Source organism: Natronohydrobacter thiooxidans (genome assembly GCF_001884735.1).
Lineage (GTDB): Bacteria > Pseudomonadota > Alphaproteobacteria > Rhodobacterales > Rhodobacteraceae > Roseinatronobacter > Roseinatronobacter thiooxidans_A.
Genome location: NZ_MJAP01000011.1, coordinates 17,403 through 37,677 on the forward strand (window position 1 = coordinate 17,403; position 20,275 = coordinate 37,677).

General features: G+C 61.7%; 22 protein-coding genes. 6 read left to right on the plus strand and 16 right to left on the minus strand.

Going from position 1 to position 20,275, the window contains the following annotated elements:
- Positions 1 to 31: 31 nt before the first annotated feature.
- Entirely contained in the window at positions 32 to 925 is an 894-nt protein-coding gene (locus tag BG457_RS20200; protein ID WP_071796428.1) for a DUF1186 domain-containing protein, read from the minus strand.
- Between the two features lie 141 nt (positions 926 to 1,066).
- Here BG457_RS20200 and BG457_RS07575 point away from each other — a divergent pair, with 141 nt between their 5' ends.
- From BG457_RS07575 to BG457_RS07585, 3 genes are read left to right on the plus strand one after another with little or no spacing between them, the layout of a single operon-like run.
- Positions 1,067 to 3,949 (plus strand): class I SAM-dependent DNA methyltransferase, encoded by a 2,883-nt coding sequence (locus BG457_RS07575; RefSeq protein WP_071796429.1) that lies wholly within the window; start codon positions 1,067 to 1,069, stop codon positions 3,947 to 3,949.
- Between the two features lie 19 nt (positions 3,950 to 3,968).
- The gene (locus BG457_RS07580) at positions 3,969 to 5,066 is read left to right on the plus strand and encodes a DUF5677 domain-containing protein (RefSeq protein WP_139257609.1); all 1,098 of its coding nucleotides are present in this window, start codon (positions 3,969 to 3,971) and stop codon (positions 5,064 to 5,066) included.
- Positions 5,063 to 6,094, plus strand: coding sequence for a restriction endonuclease (locus tag BG457_RS07585; protein ID WP_071796431.1), 1,032 nt, complete (start codon positions 5,063 to 5,065; stop codon positions 6,092 to 6,094). The genes BG457_RS07580 and BG457_RS07585 overlap by 4 nt, the downstream gene beginning before the upstream one ends.
- 6 nt (positions 6,095 to 6,100) lie before the next feature.
- Here the strand turns inward: BG457_RS07585 and BG457_RS07590 are convergent, their stop codons facing one another.
- Together BG457_RS07590 and BG457_RS07595 are read right to left on the minus strand one after the other, a co-directional pair.
- The gene (locus tag BG457_RS07590; RefSeq protein WP_071796432.1) at positions 6,101 to 6,376 is read right to left on the minus strand and encodes a type II toxin-antitoxin system RelE/ParE family toxin; all 276 of its coding nucleotides are present in this window, start codon (positions 6,374 to 6,376) and stop codon (positions 6,101 to 6,103) included.
- On the minus strand, positions 6,369 to 6,662 hold the full coding sequence (locus BG457_RS07595) for a type II toxin-antitoxin system RelB/DinJ family antitoxin (protein WP_071796433.1): 294 nt from the start codon (positions 6,660 to 6,662) through the stop codon (positions 6,369 to 6,371). The genes BG457_RS07590 and BG457_RS07595 overlap by 8 nt, the downstream gene beginning before the upstream one ends.
- A gap of 176 nt (positions 6,663 to 6,838) precedes the next feature.
- Between BG457_RS07595 and BG457_RS07600 the strand changes: the two genes are divergently transcribed.
- Both BG457_RS07600 and BG457_RS07605 read left to right on the plus strand, forming a co-directional pair.
- Positions 6,839 to 7,090 (plus strand): AbrB/MazE/SpoVT family DNA-binding domain-containing protein, encoded by a 252-nt coding sequence (locus BG457_RS07600; protein WP_071796434.1) that lies wholly within the window; start codon positions 6,839 to 6,841, stop codon positions 7,088 to 7,090.
- Positions 7,087 to 7,485, plus strand: coding sequence for a type II toxin-antitoxin system VapC family toxin (locus BG457_RS07605; RefSeq protein ID WP_071796435.1), 399 nt, complete (start codon positions 7,087 to 7,089; stop codon positions 7,483 to 7,485). The genes BG457_RS07600 and BG457_RS07605 overlap by 4 nt, the downstream gene beginning before the upstream one ends.
- Before the next feature lie 40 nt (positions 7,486 to 7,525).
- Here the strand turns inward: BG457_RS07605 and BG457_RS07610 are convergent, their stop codons facing one another.
- The 13 genes from BG457_RS07610 to BG457_RS07670 form a co-directional block, all read right to left on the minus strand.
- Positions 7,526 to 8,047: a DUF2726 domain-containing protein gene (locus tag BG457_RS07610; protein ID WP_071796436.1), complete on the minus strand. Its 522-nt coding sequence runs from the start codon at positions 8,045 to 8,047 to the stop codon at positions 7,526 to 7,528.
- Positions 8,048 to 8,049: 2 nt separating this feature from the next.
- Positions 8,050 to 9,066, minus strand: coding sequence for a TrbL/VirB6 family protein (locus tag BG457_RS07615; protein ID WP_071796437.1), 1,017 nt, complete (start codon positions 9,064 to 9,066; stop codon positions 8,050 to 8,052).
- Positions 9,067 to 9,068: 2 nt separating this feature from the next.
- Positions 9,069 to 9,545 carry a hypothetical protein gene (locus BG457_RS07620; RefSeq protein ID WP_071796438.1) on the minus strand — a complete coding sequence of 159 codons (477 nt, stop codon included), beginning with the start codon at positions 9,543 to 9,545 and terminating at the stop codon, positions 9,069 to 9,071.
- An 11-nt stretch (positions 9,546 to 9,556) separates the two neighbouring features.
- Positions 9,557 to 10,567, minus strand: a complete 1,011-nt coding sequence (locus BG457_RS07625; RefSeq protein ID WP_084657536.1) for an ATPase, T2SS/T4P/T4SS family — start codon at positions 10,565 to 10,567, stop codon at positions 9,557 to 9,559.
- Positions 10,567 to 11,916, minus strand: a complete 1,350-nt coding sequence (locus BG457_RS07630; protein WP_071796439.1) for a TraB/TrbI/VirB10 family type IV secretion system protein — start codon at positions 11,914 to 11,916, stop codon at positions 10,567 to 10,569. The genes BG457_RS07625 and BG457_RS07630 overlap by 1 nt, the downstream gene beginning before the upstream one ends.
- Positions 11,913 to 12,650 (minus strand): TrbG/VirB9 family P-type conjugative transfer protein, encoded by a 738-nt coding sequence (locus BG457_RS07635; RefSeq protein ID WP_342715426.1) that lies wholly within the window; start codon positions 12,648 to 12,650, stop codon positions 11,913 to 11,915. Before BG457_RS07635 ends, BG457_RS07630 begins: the two co-directional genes overlap by 4 nt.
- A 10-nt stretch (positions 12,651 to 12,660) precedes the next feature.
- A complete protein-coding gene (locus tag BG457_RS07640; protein ID WP_071796440.1) occupies positions 12,661 to 13,338 on the minus strand; it encodes a VirB8 family type IV secretion system protein in 678 nt (225 codons plus the stop codon).
- On the minus strand, positions 13,335 to 14,201 hold the full coding sequence (locus BG457_RS07645) for a type IV secretion system protein (RefSeq protein ID WP_071796441.1): 867 nt from the start codon (positions 14,199 to 14,201) through the stop codon (positions 13,335 to 13,337). The genes BG457_RS07640 and BG457_RS07645 overlap by 4 nt, the downstream gene beginning before the upstream one ends.
- A 1-nt stretch (position 14,202) precedes the next feature.
- Positions 14,203 to 15,372, minus strand: a complete 1,170-nt coding sequence (locus BG457_RS07650; protein WP_245770954.1) for a lytic transglycosylase domain-containing protein — start codon at positions 15,370 to 15,372, stop codon at positions 14,203 to 14,205.
- Positions 15,373 to 15,528: 156 nt separating this feature from the next.
- Positions 15,529 to 17,901 (minus strand): VirB4 family type IV secretion/conjugal transfer ATPase, encoded by a 2,373-nt coding sequence (locus BG457_RS07655; protein WP_071796442.1) that lies wholly within the window; start codon positions 17,899 to 17,901, stop codon positions 15,529 to 15,531.
- Positions 17,891 to 18,169 carry a VirB3 family type IV secretion system protein gene (locus BG457_RS07660; protein WP_071796443.1) on the minus strand — a complete coding sequence of 93 codons (279 nt, stop codon included), beginning with the start codon at positions 18,167 to 18,169 and terminating at the stop codon, positions 17,891 to 17,893. Before BG457_RS07660 ends, BG457_RS07655 begins: the two co-directional genes overlap by 11 nt.
- A 15-nt stretch (positions 18,170 to 18,184) precedes the next feature.
- On the minus strand, positions 18,185 to 18,493 hold the full coding sequence (locus BG457_RS07665) for a TrbC/VirB2 family protein (protein ID WP_071796444.1): 309 nt from the start codon (positions 18,491 to 18,493) through the stop codon (positions 18,185 to 18,187).
- The gene (locus BG457_RS07670; protein WP_071796474.1) at positions 18,490 to 19,095 is read right to left on the minus strand and encodes a lytic transglycosylase domain-containing protein; all 606 of its coding nucleotides are present in this window, start codon (positions 19,093 to 19,095) and stop codon (positions 18,490 to 18,492) included. The genes BG457_RS07665 and BG457_RS07670 overlap by 4 nt, the downstream gene beginning before the upstream one ends.
- Before the next feature lie 1,006 nt (positions 19,096 to 20,101).
- Here BG457_RS07670 and BG457_RS20205 point away from each other — a divergent pair.
- Complete coding sequence (locus BG457_RS20205; protein ID WP_175546762.1) at positions 20,102 to 20,272, plus strand: hypothetical protein; 171 nt, start codon at positions 20,102 to 20,104, stop codon at positions 20,270 to 20,272.
- The last annotated feature ends 3 nt before the right edge of the window (positions 20,273 to 20,275 follow it).

Sequence of the window (20,275 nt, forward strand, 5' to 3'; positions counted from 1 at the left end):
CGGGCCTGTCAGCTTGCCATGTCGATCCCTGTCAGGCGGCGCAGCACTTCTTGAATTTCTTCCCGCTGCCACAGGGGCAGGGGTCATTCCGGCCGGGTTTCCTCTCGGCGTGGATGGGCTCGTGGGCGAACAATTCGGGGTTGGTAAGGGCGAGCGGCTGCACCCTTGACTGGCGCGCCAGATATTCCGGCGAGAAGCAGTACCAGCCTTTGAGTTCCGCCACTGTGTCGATGATCGGTCGGTTGTGATGATCGGCCGCGAACCCGCTGGCGCTGTCTGCGGATCGGTTCGTCTGCAAGACATGCTCGAAATCGGCATAGGCGGTGTGATCAGGGGTGATCCAGCCGCGCTCGAACACGGCACGGACCTTGCTCACCATATCGTCAAACCCCAGAACGCCCACGGATTGCGCCCAGGCCCACCAGATTTCCTCTCCGGTCTCTGCGCTCGAGGCGTCGTGAAACGCCTCCAGAAACGTTTTGACCTGAGGGCGCAACGCCGGCGCGCGCAGCGTGACCAGCGTGATCGCGTCGAACATTTCGCCCCGCAGGAAGCTGTCGGCTTTAAGGTTGCGGATGATCTCGAAGAGCGGCTCCAGATCCCCGTCGAACAGCCCGAGCATGACGCGGTCCGAGGCTTCGGTGATTGCATCGCCCAGAAGCGCGTCGAGAAACTCCGGATCGCGCTGAAACAGCCGCGCCATCGGGCGGTACGCACTGGTCTCGCGCCATTCGGCCAGCAGGTGGTAGATGAACACGAAGGGATCGTCTTCTGACAGATCAGATATCCGCGCCTTTTGCAGAAAGGCGATATGCTCCAGAAACAGCGGCACCATGGCGCTGCGCTGGTCCCGCGCGGCCTCGATCGCCTTGATCGGCAAGGGTCCGCGACGGGCGAAGATGCGCAGTATGTCCTCTGGTGTCATGCTCGCTTCCTACTATTTCTTCCCATCAGCGTCAGTCGCAGACAAAGTCGCAGCCCCGCACCTGAAAACGCCCCACGCCAATGGTTTGCTTTTGCCGCGCCGGGGTGGTCTATTCAAGGCATTGATTTGGTGAAGGCCCATATGACCCCGCAGGAATTCATCGCCAAGTGGCGACATGTCGAACTGAAAGAACGCAGCGCCAGCCAGTCGCATTTCAACGATCTGTGCCGCCTGCTGGGCGTTGATGATCCTGTCACCGCTGACCCCAAGGGCGAGTGGTTCACCTTCGAGAAGGGCGCGTCCAAGACCAGCGGCGGCGAGGGCTGGGCCGATGTCTGGCGCAAGGGGCACTTTGCTTGGGAGTACAAGGGGCCGAAGAAAGACCTCGACCGGGCTTTCGCGCAGCTTCTGCAATACGCCATCGCCCTTGAAAACCCGCCGCTTCTGATCACTTCGGACACCGACCGTATCCGCATTCACACGAACTGGACCAACACTGTTCAGAAGGTCTATGACCTGAGCCTTGATGATCTGGCCGACGGATCAAAGCGCGATCTGTTGCGCGCGGCCTTCACTGACCCCGAGCGTCTGCGCCCGAGCAAGACCCGCCAAAGCCTGACCGAGGACGCCGCCGCCCATTTCGCGAACCTTGCCCTGCGCCTGCGCGGGCGCGGCCATGACCCCGAGGACGTCGCGCATTTCGTCAATCGGCTGATCTTTTGCATGTTCGCCGAGGATGTGGGCCTTCTGCCCGACAAGATGTTCGCCCGGATGATCAAGGCCGGGCGGCAAAAGCCCGAAACCTTCCAGACCCTCGCCAGCACGCTGTTCGCGGCGATGCAGTCCGGCGGCATGGTCGGCTTCGAGCGGGTCGAATGGTTCAACGGCGGCCTGTTCGACAGTGACGCCGCCCTGCCGCTCGACTGGCAGGATCTGGATGATCTGATCCGCGCCTCCACGCTTGATTGGTCAGAAATCGATCCTTCGATCCTTGGCACCCTGTTTGAACGCGGGCTTGACCCCGACAAGCGCAGCCAGTTGGGCGCGCATTACACCGACCGCGACAAGATCATGCAGATCGTCGGGCCTGTGATCGTGGACCCGCTGCTGGCCGAATGGATTGATGCGAAAGACAGGATAGAGGCCGCGCTGGACCGCGCCCGCAAGGCCAAGGCCAAGGCCACAACGACCAAGGCAGAGGCAGAGGCGCGGGCGATCTTTTCGGCCTTCCTCGACCGGCTGGCGGCGTTTCGGGTGCTCGATCCGGCCTGTGGGTCTGGCAATTTCCTCTATATCGCGCTCTTGGCGCTAAAGGATATCGAGCACCGCGTGAACCTTGAAGCCGAGGCACTGGGCCTGCAACGCGAAATGCCGCGTGTCGGGCCAGAGGCTGTGAAGGGCATCGAGTTGAACCCCTACGCTGCTGAACTGGCCCGCGTGTCGGTCTGGATCGGGGAAATCCAGTGGATGCGCCGCAACGGGTTCGAGGCCGCGAAAAACCCGATCCTGCGCAAACTGGGCACCATTCAAAACCGAAACGCCATCGTGAACCCCGATGGTACCGCTGTGTTCTGGCCAGACGCAGACGCAATCGTTGGCAACCCCCCGTATCTAGGAGCAAAGCTCTTGAAACGCAGGCTTGGTATCTTGGAAACCGAGGCCATACGAGCGCTGTACCATGATCGACTGCCCGGATTTACTGATCTAGTTTGCTATTGGTTCGAAAACGCTCGAGAGATGATAGAGACAGGAAGGGCTCAGAGGGCTGGGTTTGTTTCAACGAACTCAATTCGAAAGAATACAAATTTACCCGTCATGAAGCGGATCGTCTCTACAACGCAAATTTTTGATGCATGGTCAGAAGAAAAGTGGACCATTGACGGCGCGGCGGTCGATGTGTCGTTGGTCTGCTTCGGGCACAGCGAGAACCTTCCTATGCTGAATGGTTGCCCCGTTCAGCAAATAAACTCTGATTTAACAACGGGCCTCGACCTTACAAAAGCTGCCATCCAGCCAGAGAACCATGAAGGCGCATTCCTCGGCATCCAGAAAAGCGGCCCCTTTGATGTCTCAGGGACAGTTGCACGCAAATGGCTCAAGGAGCCGACCAACCCGAATAGACGCCACAATTCCGAAGTCCTGAGACCATACTGGAATGGAGATGATGTAACTGGGCGCCCTCGTGACATGTGGTTCATCGACTTGCCTTTGGGCGTAAGCGAGGCTGAGGCAGCACTTTTTTCGGCACCTTTTAATCATCTCGCGAACACCAAAGACAGTGATGGTAAAACTGTAAAGACTTTACGAGAAGAGCTTGGTGATCGCGGGGGGCCACGTTGGTGGGAGCCGCACTGGCCTCGACCTGAAATGCGATCCAGAATATCGACGATTGATCGATACATCGTCACGCCAGAGACAGCACAGCATCGGCTCTTTATTTGGCTGAGTTTACCAGTCCTTCCTGACAAGAACTTAATTGTTATTCCCCGCGCCGACGACACTATTTTCGGGATTTTGCATTGCTGTTTCCACGAACTTTGGGCGCGTAGAAAGGGGTCGGACCTTCAAGACAGGCCGCGCTATACACACACATCAACTTTCGCAACCTTCCCCTTCCCCGAGGGCCTGACCCCGAACATCCCCGCGGCCGACTATGCCGACGACCCGCGCGCGCAGAAGATCGCCGCCGCCGCCGTCAGGCTGAACGAGTTGCGCGAAAACTGGCTCAACCCGCCCGATCTGGTCGAGCGCGTCTCCGAGGTCGTCCCCGGTTACCCCGACCGGATCCTGCCCAAGGACGATGCCGCCGAGAAGGAGTTGAAGAAGCGCACCCTAACCAACCTCTACAACACCCGCCCCGCATGGCTCGACCATGCGCACAAGGCGCTGGATGAGGCCGTCGCCGAAGCCTATGGCTGGGGCGATGACTGGCGCGCGGGTCGCCTGAGCGACGACGAAATCCTCGCCCGCTTGTTCCGGCTCAATCAGAAGCGGGCGGGAATAGCCAACGATGCAGCATCATGAGACTGAAACGGAGCCGCGATTGCCCACGCATACACCACTCCTGCAAATGCTCGACCGGACGCTACTTGCGGAGATCGAGAAAGCCACGAAAGAGCATTGCTTCTCGGATGATGAGGTTGAGGCCCTTATTGCGAGATGCATTTCGTTGGGCCATGCGGAGCTTCTTGACGATTTCAAAGCGCGTGCACCAGATCAACTCGCTGCGATGCGAGAAGACAATGAAGGTTTCAGATCACGCTGTTACGAGCGATGGCGCGAGCCGATGGACTTGCTCTGGATGCTTTGGATCACGGCTCAGGAAATCGGCGAGGCACATGCCCACGAAGGGCCGAATGGGACCGATCCCTTGGTGTTCGATACCTTGGCACATCTGCACCCGAGGGCACTGCTGATCACAAGCGAAATCATGTGTCTGCTGGAAGGCGGGTTCGCCGATGGTGCTTTGACACGTTGGCGATCACTTCACGAGACAGTCGTTACTGCGATGTTCATCGCGAAGCATGGCCATGAGGTCGCGCGCGACTACCGATCATCCATATGGTTTGAAAATCACAAGGCTGCCGTTGCCCTGAACGCGGTTGCCGAACGCGCGAACATGCAGCCGTTCTCTGAAGCGGAGTTCGCCGATATCGAGGCGATGCGAGATAAGGCCGAAGCCCATATCGGTCGTCGCTTGAGGGGTGAGTGGGATTGGGCATCAAGTGTGTTTGCACGTGATCGGATAAAGTTCATCGACCTTGAGCGAAACGTCGGCTTGGATCACTGGCGTCCGCGTTACAAATGGGCGTCACAGCATGTGCATTCTGCCTTCCGTCGCCCCGGAGAACTTCTCGGCATGGTCGAAGCGAAAGAGCCGATGTTTCAGATCGGCCCGAGCAATTCCGGTTTCATCGACCCATTGCACATGACCGCGATTTCGTTGTCGCAAATGACCGCAGCTTTTCTTCTGCATGGCGAACCCAATTTGGACCGGTTGGTCTACGTCAAAATCATTCAAACACTTGCGTCCGATATCGGTGACTCCGCCGCCCGCGTTGAAAAAGAAAGCCTTGAGAAGCATCGTGCGCAGAATTGCGTGGAAACCGTGACATCTGAAGAAGGAAGCCCGGACCGATGAAGCAACAACCAACTGTCTGGGGCCTCCACATGGGCGGCCATGTTGGCGACCGCCCCATTGAGGGAAACTACGTCGCCATCGGCTGGCGGGCGCTCGGCGATCTGCGCGCCATCCCCGCCGACAGGGAAGCTTTCAAGAGCGCCCTGCGCCAGCATCTGCCCGATCTGAAAGAGGGGGCTGTGCCAGTCAACGCCGGGACGCTGTTTCGCTTCGTGCATGAAATGAGTGCGGGTGACGTGGTGGTCTACCCTTCCAAGCACGACAGGATGATCAACATCGGGCGGTTCACCGGCGACGCGAGCTATCTGCCCGATGATCTTGACGAATACCCGAATCGGCGCTCGGTGGAATGGCTTGGGCATTTTCCGCGCACCGAGTTCAGCCAGAGCGCGCTGAATGAGATCGGCTCGGCGGTCACCATCTTTCGGGTGCGCTCTCATGCAGCCGAGTTCCTGTCGAAGCTCGCCGCGACGGGCGACGCGCCTGATCCAGCCACGGCGGCAGAGGGGACGGAGGAAACCGCCGACGATGACACGGCGACACAGGCCGTCGCGCAGCAGGCCGAAGGCACCACGTCAGACTTCGTGATCCGGCGCATCATGACCGGGATGACCGGGCACGAATTCGAGCATTTCGTCGCCCATGTTCTCGAATGCATGGGCTATACTACCCGCGTCACGGCAAAGTCCGGCGACGGCGGCGTGGATGTCATCGCACACATGGACGCACTCGGTTTTCAGCCGCCCATCGTCAAGGTGCAGTGCAAGCGCAAGACGGAGCAGACCCCCCGGCCCGAGGTTGACCAATTACTCGGGACGCTTGGCGAGGGAGAGTATGGCCTTTATGTCAATCTCGGCTCATACGCGCGCGGCGCGATAGAATTGGAGCGGAACCGTGCGAAGCTGCGCCTGATCGACGGCGAGCAGTTTGTCGAGATGCTGCTGGAGAATTACGACAAGCTGTCCCCGCGCTACCGCTCGCTGATCCCCTTGAAGCAGATATACGTCCCCGACCTCTCGAAGGGGTGATCCTGATCAAGGCCACATCTGAGCGGCATGGAGCACGCGAAGAACTGTGACGGTGGTTTCGTTTTCTGCGTAAACAACAATGTAGTTGGGCCGAACAATCAACTCTCGAGTGCCGACAACCCTGCCTGGCCGACAGAGCTTTGGATGTTCCGCCAAGTCCTCGACCTTCGCCTCGATCTCGTCCAGCAATGCAGTTGCCGCTGTCGGGTTTGCCTCTGCGATATAGTCAAGAATGGTGGAAAGGTCGGCGAGCGCCAGCGCTTTCCATTCGATGTCAAGCACTGGCTTGGCGCTTCAATCGAGCTCGTGTCTCGGCCATTGCTTGTCGATGAGGTATCGTTGGGCCTGCATCGGCAAGCGCATCATGCACCTTGGTGCGAAACCATGCGTCATAGGCATCTGGATCGCTGGCGAGGCCCGCAGGCAGACCACCTTCTGCGCTCACCCGCGTCAGAAGGATACGCACGGCATCGGACAAGGTCAGCCCAACGCTGGCCAGCGCTTCGGTGGCGTCCTGCTTGAGCTTGTCGTCAACGCGAATATGGACCATCGATGTTTTTGCGGGCATGGGGTGACCTCCGGAGACTATCGGCTCGCGTATCGCATTTGAGATACATGACATCGCGCGGAGCAAATTTCAAGTCAGACGTAACGGATGGCACAGGGACCGTCCTGCAGCTTGCGCTGGCAATGCAACTGACTATATAGTAAGGAGAGTGATGGATAAGTAAGGCGGCAGTCTCGATGCAGGAATCGACCATCACAGTCAAAGGACAGACCACGCTGCCGCGCGATGTGCGCGCGGCTTTGGGTCTGACCAGCGGTGATCGTGTGCGCTATGTGATCCTTGACGGGGAGGTGCGCATCCTGAAGGCCCGGTCGGTCAAGGAATTGCGCGGCGCCCTGGCCCGGTCCGACCAGCGGCCAGTATCCCTTGACGAGATGGATGAGGCGATTGGCGCGGCTGCGACCGAACGCGCCCTGCCTGAGCGATGATCGCGCTTGATACCAATGTGCTGGTGCGGTTTCTGGTTCAGGATGACCCGGATCAGGCGCGCATCGCCACGGCCCTGTTCGATCAGTTGACCGATGCAGATCCGGGCTTTGTCAGCCGCGAGGTGCTGGTCGAGCTGGTCTGGGTTCTCGAGCGCGCCTATGGCTACGCGCGGTCCGATATCGCGGCGGCGCTCGATGGCCTGTTGTCCGCAATCGAACTGGTGATCGAAGCAGCTGACGATGTAGGCCAGGCTGTGGAACGCTACCGCCTCGAGGGTTTTGGCTTTGCCGATCTGATGATTGCGGCTGCTGCCAGGCGCGCCGGGTCGCGGGAACTTGTGACCTTCGACCGCAAAGCCGCGCGCCTGCCCGCTGTCAGGCTGCTGTCTGTATAGGCAAGATCAGAAGGCATAATCGTGTCGCGGGTGCAGAGGCTCAGGGCTTGACACCCATGCGCTGCCCTTCCTTGTCATCCTGCGTGGTCAAGGTCTGGATCATCCCTGTGACAGTTTCGCGGTCAAACTTTGCAGGCAGCTCGATCAGCGCAATCCCCGCCTCGCGCAGGGCCTGCCGCTTGACGGCATCACTGTTCTCGGCGCGGGCGCGGCTGTCGCGGGAGTTCCCGAAATGACCCTTGCCCTGATATTCGACCACGGCAGCGACATTCAGGTCGGCACCCAGCAGCACGAAATCCGCGCGCTTGGAATTGATGCTCATATAGCGCTTGAAGCTCTTGTTGCGCAGGAAGGCGCCGTAGGACACCTGAGACATCACGCTCCAGCCTGCGGGCAACTCGCCGCGCAGCATCTTGAAGAGGCGCAGTTCTGTCTGGTTCATGAGCGGACGCCGCTCGAACGGCGGCGCGAAAATGCCCTTGCGCGAGAGCCAGGCGGCGATGATTACGAGGAGGAGTGCGCCAAGCGCGATCATCCCAAAGCTCACCGGCGTCAATTCCATGCTCATCTCCCTGCCAGCCGCGCTGATCGGGCCATGCGCGCATTCGCCCGTGCAGCGGCACTGCCGCCGCCTGCGGGCGCGGGTCCGCGCGTTGCGCCACCTGCGCCAGGGCCTGCGGGCTGTACTGGCCCGGGCCGTCCTATAAGTCCAGCCATGCGCGCGGCAGAGAGTGTGCCAAGGGCTGCCATCGGGCCGCTCATGGCGGAGGTCAGTTGAATATTGCCTGTGATCTGGCGCATGATCACGGGGATCAGGAAGATCGCAAAGAAGGCCATGATGATCATCGCGAAGAAGGGGATCGCCTGACCGAGGGTCGCCAGATCGCCCGCATTGACATTTGCGGCCATGCTTCGGCTCATCGATATGATCACCGAAAAAACCGCTGCGATGATGATCGGATAGAAGGCATAGCTGATGATCCCGGTCAGCCAGTTCTGGAAATAGTCCTTGGTGGCGTTCAGGAGCGACATGGTGATCATGATCGGTGCGATGCTGACATAGAAGGTGATCATCAGCTTGGCGAAAACCATCATCAGGCCTGCCGCTGCACCCATCGCCGCCAGAATGATAACAGCGATATTTGTGAATACTGCGCCGCCGACCCAGTTCATGGCGCTGCCAATAGAGTTCGCCATACCGATATAGTCTGAGATAATTCTGTCAAATTGCGCAGCAAAGTTCTGCGCCGACCCATTTCCTTGACCTCCGGCTGCGCCCACCATGACGCCCGCCAATCGCTCGGATCCGCCGATGATGGCGTTCGTCACGGAATTGAACTCTGCCCAGTTGCGGGCAAAAATTCCGACAAGTGCCAGCTTGACCCCCAGCATGACAGCCGTGCGTAGATCGATCGACTTGACCTGCAGCATTGCATTGAGCGCGACAAAGATTACCGCCAAGGTTGCCATCGCCATGCCAATCGTGCCGACAGATGAGACCAGCGCCCCAAATGTGGTCTCGCCTGCCCCATCCAGATAGCCGTCGACCGTTCCGACAATCCAAGAGACTATCCCGCTCATTCCTATCGTCCGTGTTCATGACAAATTGCTGCTGCCTCTGCACGCAAAGCAGCGGCTTTGTCGTGATATGCCATGTCGATTTCGAACATCGCCTGGCGATCGAGAAGTGCATAGTTTTCGTTGAAATCAGAGATTATCGCAGCCCAGTCCGGATAGCGCAGTTCACAGGAACACTCCCCGCTTTCAACGACGGCCTGTTTCCACCGAAGCCGCTGCATCCCGTGCACAATCATTCGCTCATTCGTCGTCGCGGGGTTCATCTCGACCAGCCAGTCGGGTCGCCCGGGGACGATGCAGCCATTGACCTCGCGGTCGGGCTCGGCGGAGGTGTAGAGCTCTGGCAGGGTCAAGTCGTGTGCCGCGCTCTCCGCAGGTGCGGGCGGCAGGGTGTCCGGGTCGAGATCACGAAGTTCCGGCGCGGTCTGCGCGAGGGCGGGCAAAGCAAAGGTCAGCGCAAGGCCAAGGAGGGCGTGTTTCATATCCGGGGGTCCTATTCATCGGGAAGAGCGGGGAAATAGAATTGGGTGATGCCGCGCGCGCCGTCCTTGCGCCCGGCCTGGACAATCACATCGATCGAGCGGGCGATATAGGCGCACATATTGTCATAGGTGAGCGGCAGGTTGGATTTGAGCGCGGCAATGGCCAGGCGCGAGATGGCAAGCTGCGGGGTCTCGGCATGGAGGGTCGTGATCGAGCCGCCATGGCCTGTGTTGATGGCTTCCAGAAATGTCATCGCCTCGGCCCCGCGGACCTCACCCACGATCAGCCGGTCAGGGCGCATGCGCAGCGAAGAGGTGAGCAGGGCATCGGTCGAGCGCAGGGGGTTTTCTCGTTCGGAGAGGAGGGTGACGGTGTTGGGCTGGGTGGGCAAAAGCTCGGCCGCTTCCTCGATGGTGATGATCCGCTCATGCGCGGGCACAAAGGAGATCAGCTTGCGCGCGAGCACCGTCTTGCCCGTCGAGGTGCCGCCTGCAACGATGAGATTGAGCTTATGCGCGATGCAAAACCGCGCGGCAGCATCGAGATCACCTGTCGCGACCAGCGCCTTTAACTCCCGCCCCAAAGCCGCGCGCTGCGCGCCGAGCGAGATTTCCTTGCCATGGAGGAATTTGAGCTCAATCGCCTCCAGCGGAATGCTCGAGAAAAACCGCATCGAGATGGAATGCCCGTGCTCGACCACCGGCGGGGCCACGACCTGATAGCGCACCGCGCGCCCAGCAAACATAACCGAGCCCGAAATCACCGGACGGCTGCGCCCCAGCGTGCTGTTGCCCGTGGAGGCGATATTGCTTGCCAGATCCCCCATCTCGGTTTGCGAGAGGGTCTGGTCAGTGGCGCGCATCATGGCATCGCCTTGCAGCTCGACCCAGACGCGGCCATCGGGATTGACGCACAGTTCGACCAGGCTTGGGTCCTTCACAATCGGCCCCAGCCGCTCCATTTCCTGCGCGAAATAACTCGCCTGCCCGCCGCTCGCGCGCGGCGCGATCAGCCCGTCCATCAGAAAATCTCCAGATCGCGGTCGACCATCACGGTGACGCGCGCGCCTTGGTTGATGGTGATGATGGGCGGCAGGCTCAGATAATCGCTCAGCACCGAACCCGTGGCATCGCGCAGATCGCCCGAGACGCGGGTGGCACCATCGCGGGCCATGTCATTCTCGATCTCGCGCGCGGCAAGCGCGGGGCCGGAGGAGAGCAGCGAGATGAGCGCCGCCGATCCAAAGCGCTCGCCAAAGCGGCGGTTCACACGGCCTGCAACGCCCGCGCGGCCAATCGCATCGCCGCCAAAGGCCGAGAGGGCCACGCTTTGATTGTCGGGCAGGATGATGCGCTCCCAGGCGACCATGGCGCGGTATTGCCCGATGCTGACATTGGCCGAATACCGCCCGATCAACCGGCTGCCGCGCGGGATCAGGATGCGCGTGCCGTCATAGGAATGCACATCCTGCGTGACCACTGCACGCACAGGCCCGGGCAGGCTCGAGTCGATGGCGGTTTCCAGCGAGGCCTGAATGACGGCCCCTTGCGTGACGGTATTGGCCGGATTGACGATGACACTGGCGCGCTCGACCGGCGCAGGCCGCCCGACACTGCGCACGAAGTCTTCATTGTCATCGAGACGCCGGGCCTCTTGTTCAGATTCCGCCCCGGCACTGCCACCGCGCCCGCCAATGGCGAGCATGGGGGAGTTGAGGCGCGCCTGCCGCGCTTCCTCGGCGGCGGCGCGGCGGCGTTCCAGCTCCTCGCGCTCCAGATCACGGGTATCGCCTGCGATCTGCACAGGCGGGGGCGCAAGCCGCGCCATCTGCAATTCGCTCTCAAGCCGGGTGATCTCGCGATTGCGCTCGGAAAGCTCGCGATCGAGCCTGCGCGCGGCCTCTTGCGCCTCGCGCTGCGCTTGATTGGCCGCAGACTGCATCTCCTCGATCTGGCGCTGCAGATCGGAGAGTTCGTTCGCGCGCCCGTCATCGGGGCGTGTGGGTGTGTCGCGCAGAGCGGCCAGTTCCGCCTGCATGGCGGAGAGTTGCTCGAGCAGCGCTGTCATCTCGCTGGGTGTCTCGGGCTCTGGCGCAGCGGCTGGCGGGGGCGCGGGCGGCGGATCACGGCGCGCCATATCCATGTCGCCAAAGGCCGATCCCCCGATCTGGAAATCCTGCGCGCTCTGCGTCGCCATTCGCGGCGTGGTCTCAGGCCCACTCAGGGCAAAATAGACCCCAGTGCCGACGACGGCCGCCGCCCCCAAGATTCCCAGCACCAGCAATGGCGAATTGGGTTTTGCGGCTTTGGGCGCTGCAAAATCATCCTCGAGCGCCTTGAGGCGCGAGGAGAGATCGGACGGATCACTCATTGCCGCACCCCCAGATTGGCGATGGCGGTCTCAAGCTGGCCCAGCCGCAAGACCCAATAGGGGCTGGTGCCGCTCACACGGATTGTGCCGTCGCGCTGAACCTGACCATTCGCGATGCGCTCCATCCCGTCGGAGATCGCGAAGATCGTGGGCAGCTCGCGCGCGCCCGAGAAGCGGAAATAGGTGAAGGTCCCGTCATCCCAGACCTCTTGCGGCGTGATCGCGGTCATCGCGCTGCCGCCATAGCGGTTGTTGATAACGCGGTGTTCCGGCACACGCGCGCCGCGCTCACGGGCCTGATCTGCAGGCACAGTGAAGCGAACCGAATAGAAGGCGGTGTTGCGCGATTCCTGGGCCACGAAGTAATAGGTTCGGCGGTTGGTGAAGACGGTGATATTGGTGCGCGCGCCCGAGCGTTTGGGCTTGATGACAAAGGCCCGGCCACCGGGGACAGCGTCGAAATCAAAGCTCTGGGTGTCGCCGGCCACGACCGAGACGATCTCTTCGCCGCGCGGCAGCTCTACTGTGGTGACGCGCTCGAGCATCAGCACGAGGTTATAGACCTGCCCGTCGATATAGATGGCATCGCGCACGCGGGCATCATGCGGGCCTGCGCGCGGGGTGATCTCGGCGGCCAGCGGCCCCGAGAAGAGCAACAGGCCCAGGGCCGTGCTGACCGCAAGTCGCATCGGCGCGCGTGACAGGGGGATCAGTTTCCGGGGCGCAAATCTCATTGCAAAATCCTCATTCGAACCGGTCAGAGGTGATGGCGTATTCGCGGACCTTGAAGCCGAAGGGATTGGCCCAGACATCGGCGATCTCGCGCAACTCCATCGGCTCGAAATCATAAGCCAGCGTGACGGTGAAATTCCCGATCTGATCACCCTCATTCGAGCGCAGGCGTTTGCGCAGCCGGATCTGTGCGCGGTTGCCCGAGAGGGGTGCGATCGAGATGATCTCGACATCCATGCGGGCAGAGCCATAGCGCGTCGGCGGATAGTTGGGGTTCGCGCTGCTCCAGAGGCTGCGCATGCTGGCGGCTGCATCGCCCGTGGAGCGGCTCATCACCGAGCGCACGCGCAGATCATTGTCGAGCTGGTTGAAGGTCTCGCGGTCGCGCACATAGGAGAAAATCATCGCCTCGGTGACAGCGCGCTCTTCAGTAAGTGAAATCGCACGCACTTCGGCCCAGGGCACAGCGGCACCGGTTGCCGTGTCAAACGGTACCAGCTGCGGGGCAGGCATCTCGTGCTTGAAGGCGACCAGCATCATGCCAAGCCCCATAACAGCGCCAAAGCCTGCGCCGCTGAGGCCCATGATCTGCCAGAGCCGTTCGCGGCGCAGTGCCCCGAAGACGAGCTCTTCGGTGACGGTTTCCCCGATATCGGGGAGTGCCTTGGGCTTGCGCTCAAAACCTCTCATTGCTGCACCCGCAGGGGCGGCATGGTCAGGTCAGAGAACGCTTTTTCTTCGGCCTGCTGGGCAGCCGTTGCCACACCGGCCACGCCATCGGCCATGGTCTGGGCGGCTTGCAGGTCCAGCATCTGCAAAAGGATGATACCGATCTCGGCGGTCACCAGCGTGTTGTGATCGACCGAGGCTTTGACATCATTGAGGTTGCCGATCTCGCCCACCATGATCTCGATGCGCCGCACGCTTGTGTTCGAGCGCTCATGGGCACTTTGCGCGGCCGCGCTGGAAACGACCGCGGCCGAGGCCTGCTGGCCCAGCCGACGCTCGCCCGTGACCTCGGATTGCGAGAGTTGCTGGACGATGGCAGGCGACAGACCTGTACTGGTCAGCACACGCTCGACCGAGGCTGCCATATTGCCACAACCGCCCGTGAGCGCGCCCATCAGATCGCCCTGCGAGAGGCTGCTGACCGCGCTGGTCAGGCTTTCGAAGTCCTGCTGCAGAAGGCAGTCGAGATCCCCGCCCCGGAGAAGCGACATCGGGTTCTCGCTGGTCAGGATGCCGTAGATATCCTGCAGCTGGGTGAGTTGATCATCGAGAAGGCTGACCTGTTCCAAGAGCGCGTCGAGCTGATCCGTCTGAATGCCCATATCATCAAGCATGTGCTGGAGCTGCCGGATCTGGTTGGTCAAGTTTTGTGCGTCAAAAGTCGGCACGCCCTGCGCGAGGACAGGAGCGGGTACCAGTGCCGTGAGGGGCGCGAGCGCGATACCGAGCGCCGCTGCCAGAGCAAAGCGGCTGGTTCGCAGGCGGGCGGTCCGGCGCGGTCTCAGATAGGCTGCGATCAGGGATGAAACATATGCCGGGCGCATCTCAGAACTCCTCAAGGGTCAGATCGGCAAAGCGCTTCTCATCGGCCATCTGGGCGATGACCATCAGCTGCTCTGCACTCAGGGGTTGGGCGCGCGCGGCCTGCAGGCGCATGGACAGAACTAGCAGCCGCCCGATCTCGGCGCGGGCATAGGTGTTGAGCGCCTGGGCCTCGGCCCAATCCGCGCCCTCGCCAACCTGGCGCACGATCGCAGCCAGACGCTCGGCAGCGTGGCGGATATTGGCGTGGCCCAGTTCCGCATAGCCAATGGCGGCCATACCGCGCAGGCCAAGTTCGGCATTGGCCATATGGCCGGCCGAGATCGTGCCAAGCGCGTCCTCGCCCCCGATGAGGCGCAGATACTCATTGTATTTGCGCGGGATCACCTGGACGTAATTCTGTGTCTCGGCAAAGGGCGGCACGCCGCCATATTGCTGCACGCGACCCAGCCCTGCGTTATAGGCCGCGAGCGCCAGAATGATATCACCGCCCAGCTGATCAAGGCGGCGCGCGAGATAGCGCCCACCGCCTTGCACTTGCAACAAGGGATCCGTGCGGTAAGCGGGGTTGATACCCAGATCGCTCGCCGTGCCGGGCATGATCTGGGTAAGGCCATAAGCGCCAACCGGGCTTTCGGCGGCGGGGTTGAAGCGGCTTTCCTGCCAGATCAGCGCTTGCAACAGCGCGCGCCATTGCACTGGCGATAGGCCAGCGCGGGCAACACCGGGATGATGATAGGTGTCGCGCGCGCCCTGGATGATGATTTCCTCGACATTCTGGCGCGCATCGCCAAAGAGCTGCCGCGCAGGCAGGCTGGTCTCACTCTCGGGATAGACAGCGGCGGCGGATGTCTCTGTCCCTGCTCCCGCCTCGAGGCTCTGGATCGTGGCTGACATGCTCGCAGGTGAGATCGTCCCGCTCTCGATAATCGCCTCGAGCTGCGCCAGTTGCTCGCGCTTGATCTCCTCGATCCGGGCGCGTTGCTCGCCCTTGCCGATTTGCAGGGCTTGATCCTGCAGGCGCTCGACCATCTGGCGCGCATTCTCCGCCGCCAGTGCCGGATCGAAGATCGGCACGCCTTGGGCGAGTGCCGGGGCCGCAGCCCAGACGCCCAATCCCATGGCAAGCGCCACAGGCGCGAGACCTGCGGGTCGTCGCATTCCATCACGCATTGCGCGCCGCCTCCTGCGCCCAGAGGGCCGGCAGCGGCGTGAACTTGCAGCGCGGGGTGCCGTCAGCGCGGAAGCAGTCCGAGCGCACGGGCGCGGACGGTGTCGCGGCGCAGCCTGCGATGACAGATGTGAGGATCAACAAAAACACGGCAACTTTCATAGGGCCCGTCTCCAGAATTCAGGTGTGTCGCGATAATCCGTGCCGACGATTGCCTCGCCGGATTTGAGGCCGCCAAGGACGGCCAATAGGGTTCCGAGCGGGGCGAGATTGGCGTCGATGATATGGGCGCCCTGATCATCGCGGATGAGCCCCAGATGCGAGGCGGGCAGCGCGTTCAGCATCACATCGAGCTCTTTCTCGCTCAGGCCCAGCGGGCCGTAATCTCCAGCTTTCGCGCGCGAATTCGGCAGCAGGATCTGGGTCGGCAGCGCCTGAATGATCGTGCTGCCCACGCGCGACTTGTCGAGCTGCGAGGCAAACTGCGTCATCATGACGACGACAGTGTTCTGTTTGCGCGCGGTCACCAGCCAGTCTTCGAGCTTGTTCGCGAAATAGGAGTTGTCGAAGGCCTTCCAGGCCTCATCGATCAGCACGATGGTGGGGCGGCGATCCTCGATCTTGCGCTCGATGCGGCGGAAAATATAGCTCAGCACAGCCATGCGCGCGGTTTCATTCTCGGCGTCCAGAAGCCCGGTGAGATCGAAGCCCAGCACATCGCCCTCAAGCGAGAAGCGGTCCTCGACGGTCGTGCCAAAGACCCAGCCGAAACGGCCCTGCGGCGTCCATTCCCGCACGCGCTCTGCCAGATCGCCACCATCATCGATTGAGCGGAACTGGCCTGCGAATTCCGTCCAGTTGCGCAAGGATGGATCGCCCGCTTCCGCATTGCGCCGCACGATGGCCTGGACCGCATGGGTCTGCTGCGGCGTGAGCTGCGCGCCGCGCGATTCCAGAAGGCTGATCAGCGCATCGGTCAGCCATTCGCGCCCGGCTGCATCGGTTTCGACCCAGAGCGGGTTCAGGCCTGTGGCTTCGCCTGCCCGGATAGATTGATAGCTCCCGCCCATTGCGCGCAGCCCCATCTCGAGCCCGTAGCGATAGTCAAAGGCGAAAATGCGCGCGCCAGTGCGCCGTGCCTGTGCCATGAGGAATGTGGCGAGCACCGATTTGCCCGAGCCGGATCGGCCCAGAATGATCGTATGTCCGCTGGTGGGCTCAGAGTCCGGGCTGCCCTTCTCATGGAAGGAGAAGCGATAGGCCGAGCGCTCAGGTGTCGGAAACATCGTGATCGGTGTGCCCCACGGGGCGCGGTCGCCCGGTTTGCCCAGTGGCGTGCGGTGCAGCGCCGCCATATCGGCGAAATTGAGATTGGTGATCGTGGCGCGGCGCGCGCGGTAGCTCGCATTGCCGGGTGCCTGCGCGAAATAGCTCGCGCGGCCAGAGTATTTCTCCATCATCAGCTTCACGCCGACGGAGGCCGCGATATTGCGGATTTCGGCCGCGATACTGTCGAGCTTGGCCTCGCTTTCGGCAAATGTCGCGACACTCATATGGTGATCGCCAAAGATCAGCCGCTCGGAGGCCAGATCATCGGCGGCCTGCACGAGATCGTTTTGCAGCGAGATCGCCGCATCATCGCCCGCGCGCATCATGCGGATCTGGCGCTTGATCCGGTCGCCCATCACGCTTGAATTCACCGGCGTGAAGCTGTGGGTCACGACCATGTCGATTGGGAGCGCCAGATCGTCGAACATGGAGCACCAGGTCTGGCTGGGGTAGTTCTTGACCGTAAAGATCTGGCCAATGCGATCCTCGCCCGACCCACCTGTGACCAGAAACCTGTCGCCGCGATACGTGACCCGCATATTGGCGACATCATCGGCGATGGTGGAGGGAAAGCCGCGCGGGAAGGTGGGCAGCTCGATCCCTGTGTGCAGGGCTTCCAGAAACCCCAGCAATTCGCCCGAGGAGGCGCTCAGAAGCCGCGCATCCATCTCGGTCAGGCTTTGGGTGAGAAACTCCACGACTTCCTTCAGCCGCGCGATCTGCCCGCGGCTTTGCCGGGCGCGCTGGCCACCCGCGCGTCTGCGCAAGAGCGGCAGGCGTTCGAGCATGGTCGTGCGCTTGACCACAGTGATGGTCAGCGTGCGGTCGCGCAGACCGGTGGCACCGAGATGATCCTGCCAGCGCGCGTCCAGCGCCTCGGCAAAGCCGCCCGCTTCCATGGGCTTGAGCTCGACTGGCACGCGCGCCGAGACCTTATGCACGTAAAAGGAAAACCCCGCCCCGCTTTGCGCGATGACCGCGGCGATGATCGCGCGGGTCTTGTCGAGGCGGCCATCGGGTGCCGTGAAGCTGTTGGTGCCGCTCACCCGGATGCATTGCATGTATTCGCCGCCGCGCGTCAGGATCGTGTGATCATCGACGAGTTTGATATAGGGCAGATGATGCGCGAGGCGGGCCTCATCGCCCGCCCAAGGCGGCAGGATATGCGCGGCGCCTGCGCCTGCGCCAAGATCACGGGGCATAGGAGTCACCTTCCCAGATTTTGCGGTTTCTGGTCGGCCGCGTGTGCTCGGAGACCACGCGAATGACCTCGACAAATGCCGGGTCCCATTGGGCGGCGAGCCAGAGTGCCGGATAGGCCGCAGCCGATAGGGCAAAGGCCCAGAGCGACTGCGACCAGATCAGGGCCAGTACTGACCCAAAAATCCACAGGACCGCATAGAGGATGGGCAGCCCCAGCATTTGCGGGGGCCGCACGAGGCCAAGAAACAAGGTCGAACGAGCGCACATTGCCTGGGCTACCCGTCAGGTCTGCCAGATGGCGCTGACAATGGTCGCGGCACTGGCGACGATGGCGATGGCGATCACCACGAACATCGCCTGGCGAAAATCGATGATCCCGAAAAACCACGACAGCCCAATGCCCACGACGGCCAATGTGGCAATCGCTATGCCCAGAGGGCCGGTGACCGTGTCGATGATGCCCTGCAAGAGGCTGGTCACCGGGTTGAGGTCGATCGATTGCGCAAGCGCGGGGGCTGCCATCAGCATCAGGGCGATGATGCCGAAGCTCATGGCGATGGCCCAAGGCCGGTTGGTCAGTATCCTGGTCATAATGTCTCTCCTTGGAGGCGGTCAAACACAGCCATGACCTTGCGGACATGACCAATGGTCTCGGGGTAAGGGGGAATGCCGTCATGGCGGATCACAGCGGCCGCACCCGCGTTATAGGCCGCAAGCGCGAGTTCAGGGCTTCCGAACTGCGCCAGACGCCACAGCAGATAGCGCGCAGAGCCATCAAGGTTCTGGGCCATGTCATGGGGATCGACACCAAGGCTGCGGGCCGTGTCAGGCATCAGCTGCCCCAGCCCGATGGCGCCTGCATGCGAAAGCGCATTCGGGTTATAGGCGCTCTCGATCTCGATATTGGACTGGAAGAGCAGCGCCCAGTCCGAGGCGCTGAGCCCGACGGCGCGCAAGGCCTCATGGCCTGCATAGCGGGCGGCAGTCTCGGAAATCAGCGCAAGGATTTCGGGGCGGGCGGTTGGTGCCGGGCGAACGCGCAGGCGATCAGCGCGTGATCCCTCAGCCGTATCGGGTACCAAAGCCGCCTCGCGCAAGGGCGCGATCAGCTCGCCACCGGCATAATGCTTGGCAAAGCTGCGCGTGTTCTGGGAGGGGCCAAAACTGCCATCGGCCCCGAAGCGCAGGATCAGCCCCTCGCCCGCGAGTGCCGGGGACCCGAGGGTCAGGGCCAAGGACAATGCTGCGGGCAACATCACAGGCATGGCCAAAGAAGCAACCATGGGCCGGGTCACAGTCGGGACCGCTGCCCCGGGACAAGACTTCACGCGCATAAAATCCGCACTCCACATCCTGCAGATCGCAGGCCTTCACCGCGCGTGTTCGTCATGCTGTTCAGGCCCTCGCGCCGCTCTCGGCACAGCCGCGCTCCTGCCGCGCAACCTCAGCTGCGCGGCCTTGGCTCGAAGGGTGATCTGAGTGCAGCGCACTCGCCATCACCCGTCATCCAGCGACAGGTTTCCTGAACAGCCCCTCAAGGATAGCGGGGCTCATCGATTGAAATTAAAACGCCTTCAGGTTGAGTTCCGTAGGGCGCAATTCGGGCAGTATGCAGACAGGCAAAACCCGCGCTGTCACAGCAGCACTGCAGTCAGATTATTGTTTTACTATAATACCTTAAATCCTCATTTGCACTTGCAGAAAAATCGCTCCTCCGACATAGGCAGGCGGGCATTTGATGCACGCTGTAGTCGAAATGATGATTTTTCAAATCCTCTATCAGTTGTGTTGGCGCGCTGTTTAGACACCCAGTTCTTGAGGCACAACCCGGAAAACACAACCATGAGACGATTTCTGTTTACTCTTTGTCCCGGCCTGTTTTGCAAGGGTAGCGCACCAATGCAACTGCAGCATTTCGGGGGTGGTGAGGGCTCTCGGCGCTGCCCTGTGACGGCGCTTCACGGTCGGGTTCTCCGCCAGTTGCGCACGTGCGAATCACCTCCCAATCAGATCGTCCATGGCGGTTTCGGGGGCGGGCGATTCGTGAGGCACGTGAGGGTCTGGCCGAAGACGTCCGTTATCCGGGCGGGTTTGGGGCTGGTGATGCTTTGCGCTTCTGCCGCCTCGCTGCAGGCTCAAGGCCATGCGGAGCCCTGCCTCCCGCTGATCCCGCCAGACCTGCCTAGCGACGCAGGGCTCATGCGCGAATTCGAGGACCTTCTGCGCGCGGAGTTCGAACACTACCTCTCGGAAGTCACCCTGTATTTCCGCTGTATCGATGCCGAGCGCGCGCGTGCCTGGCGCGAGGCGGCTGAGGTCACCGCGCAATATGGCGCGTTTCTCGAGGCGCTGCGCAGGGCGCCGCCATGAGGA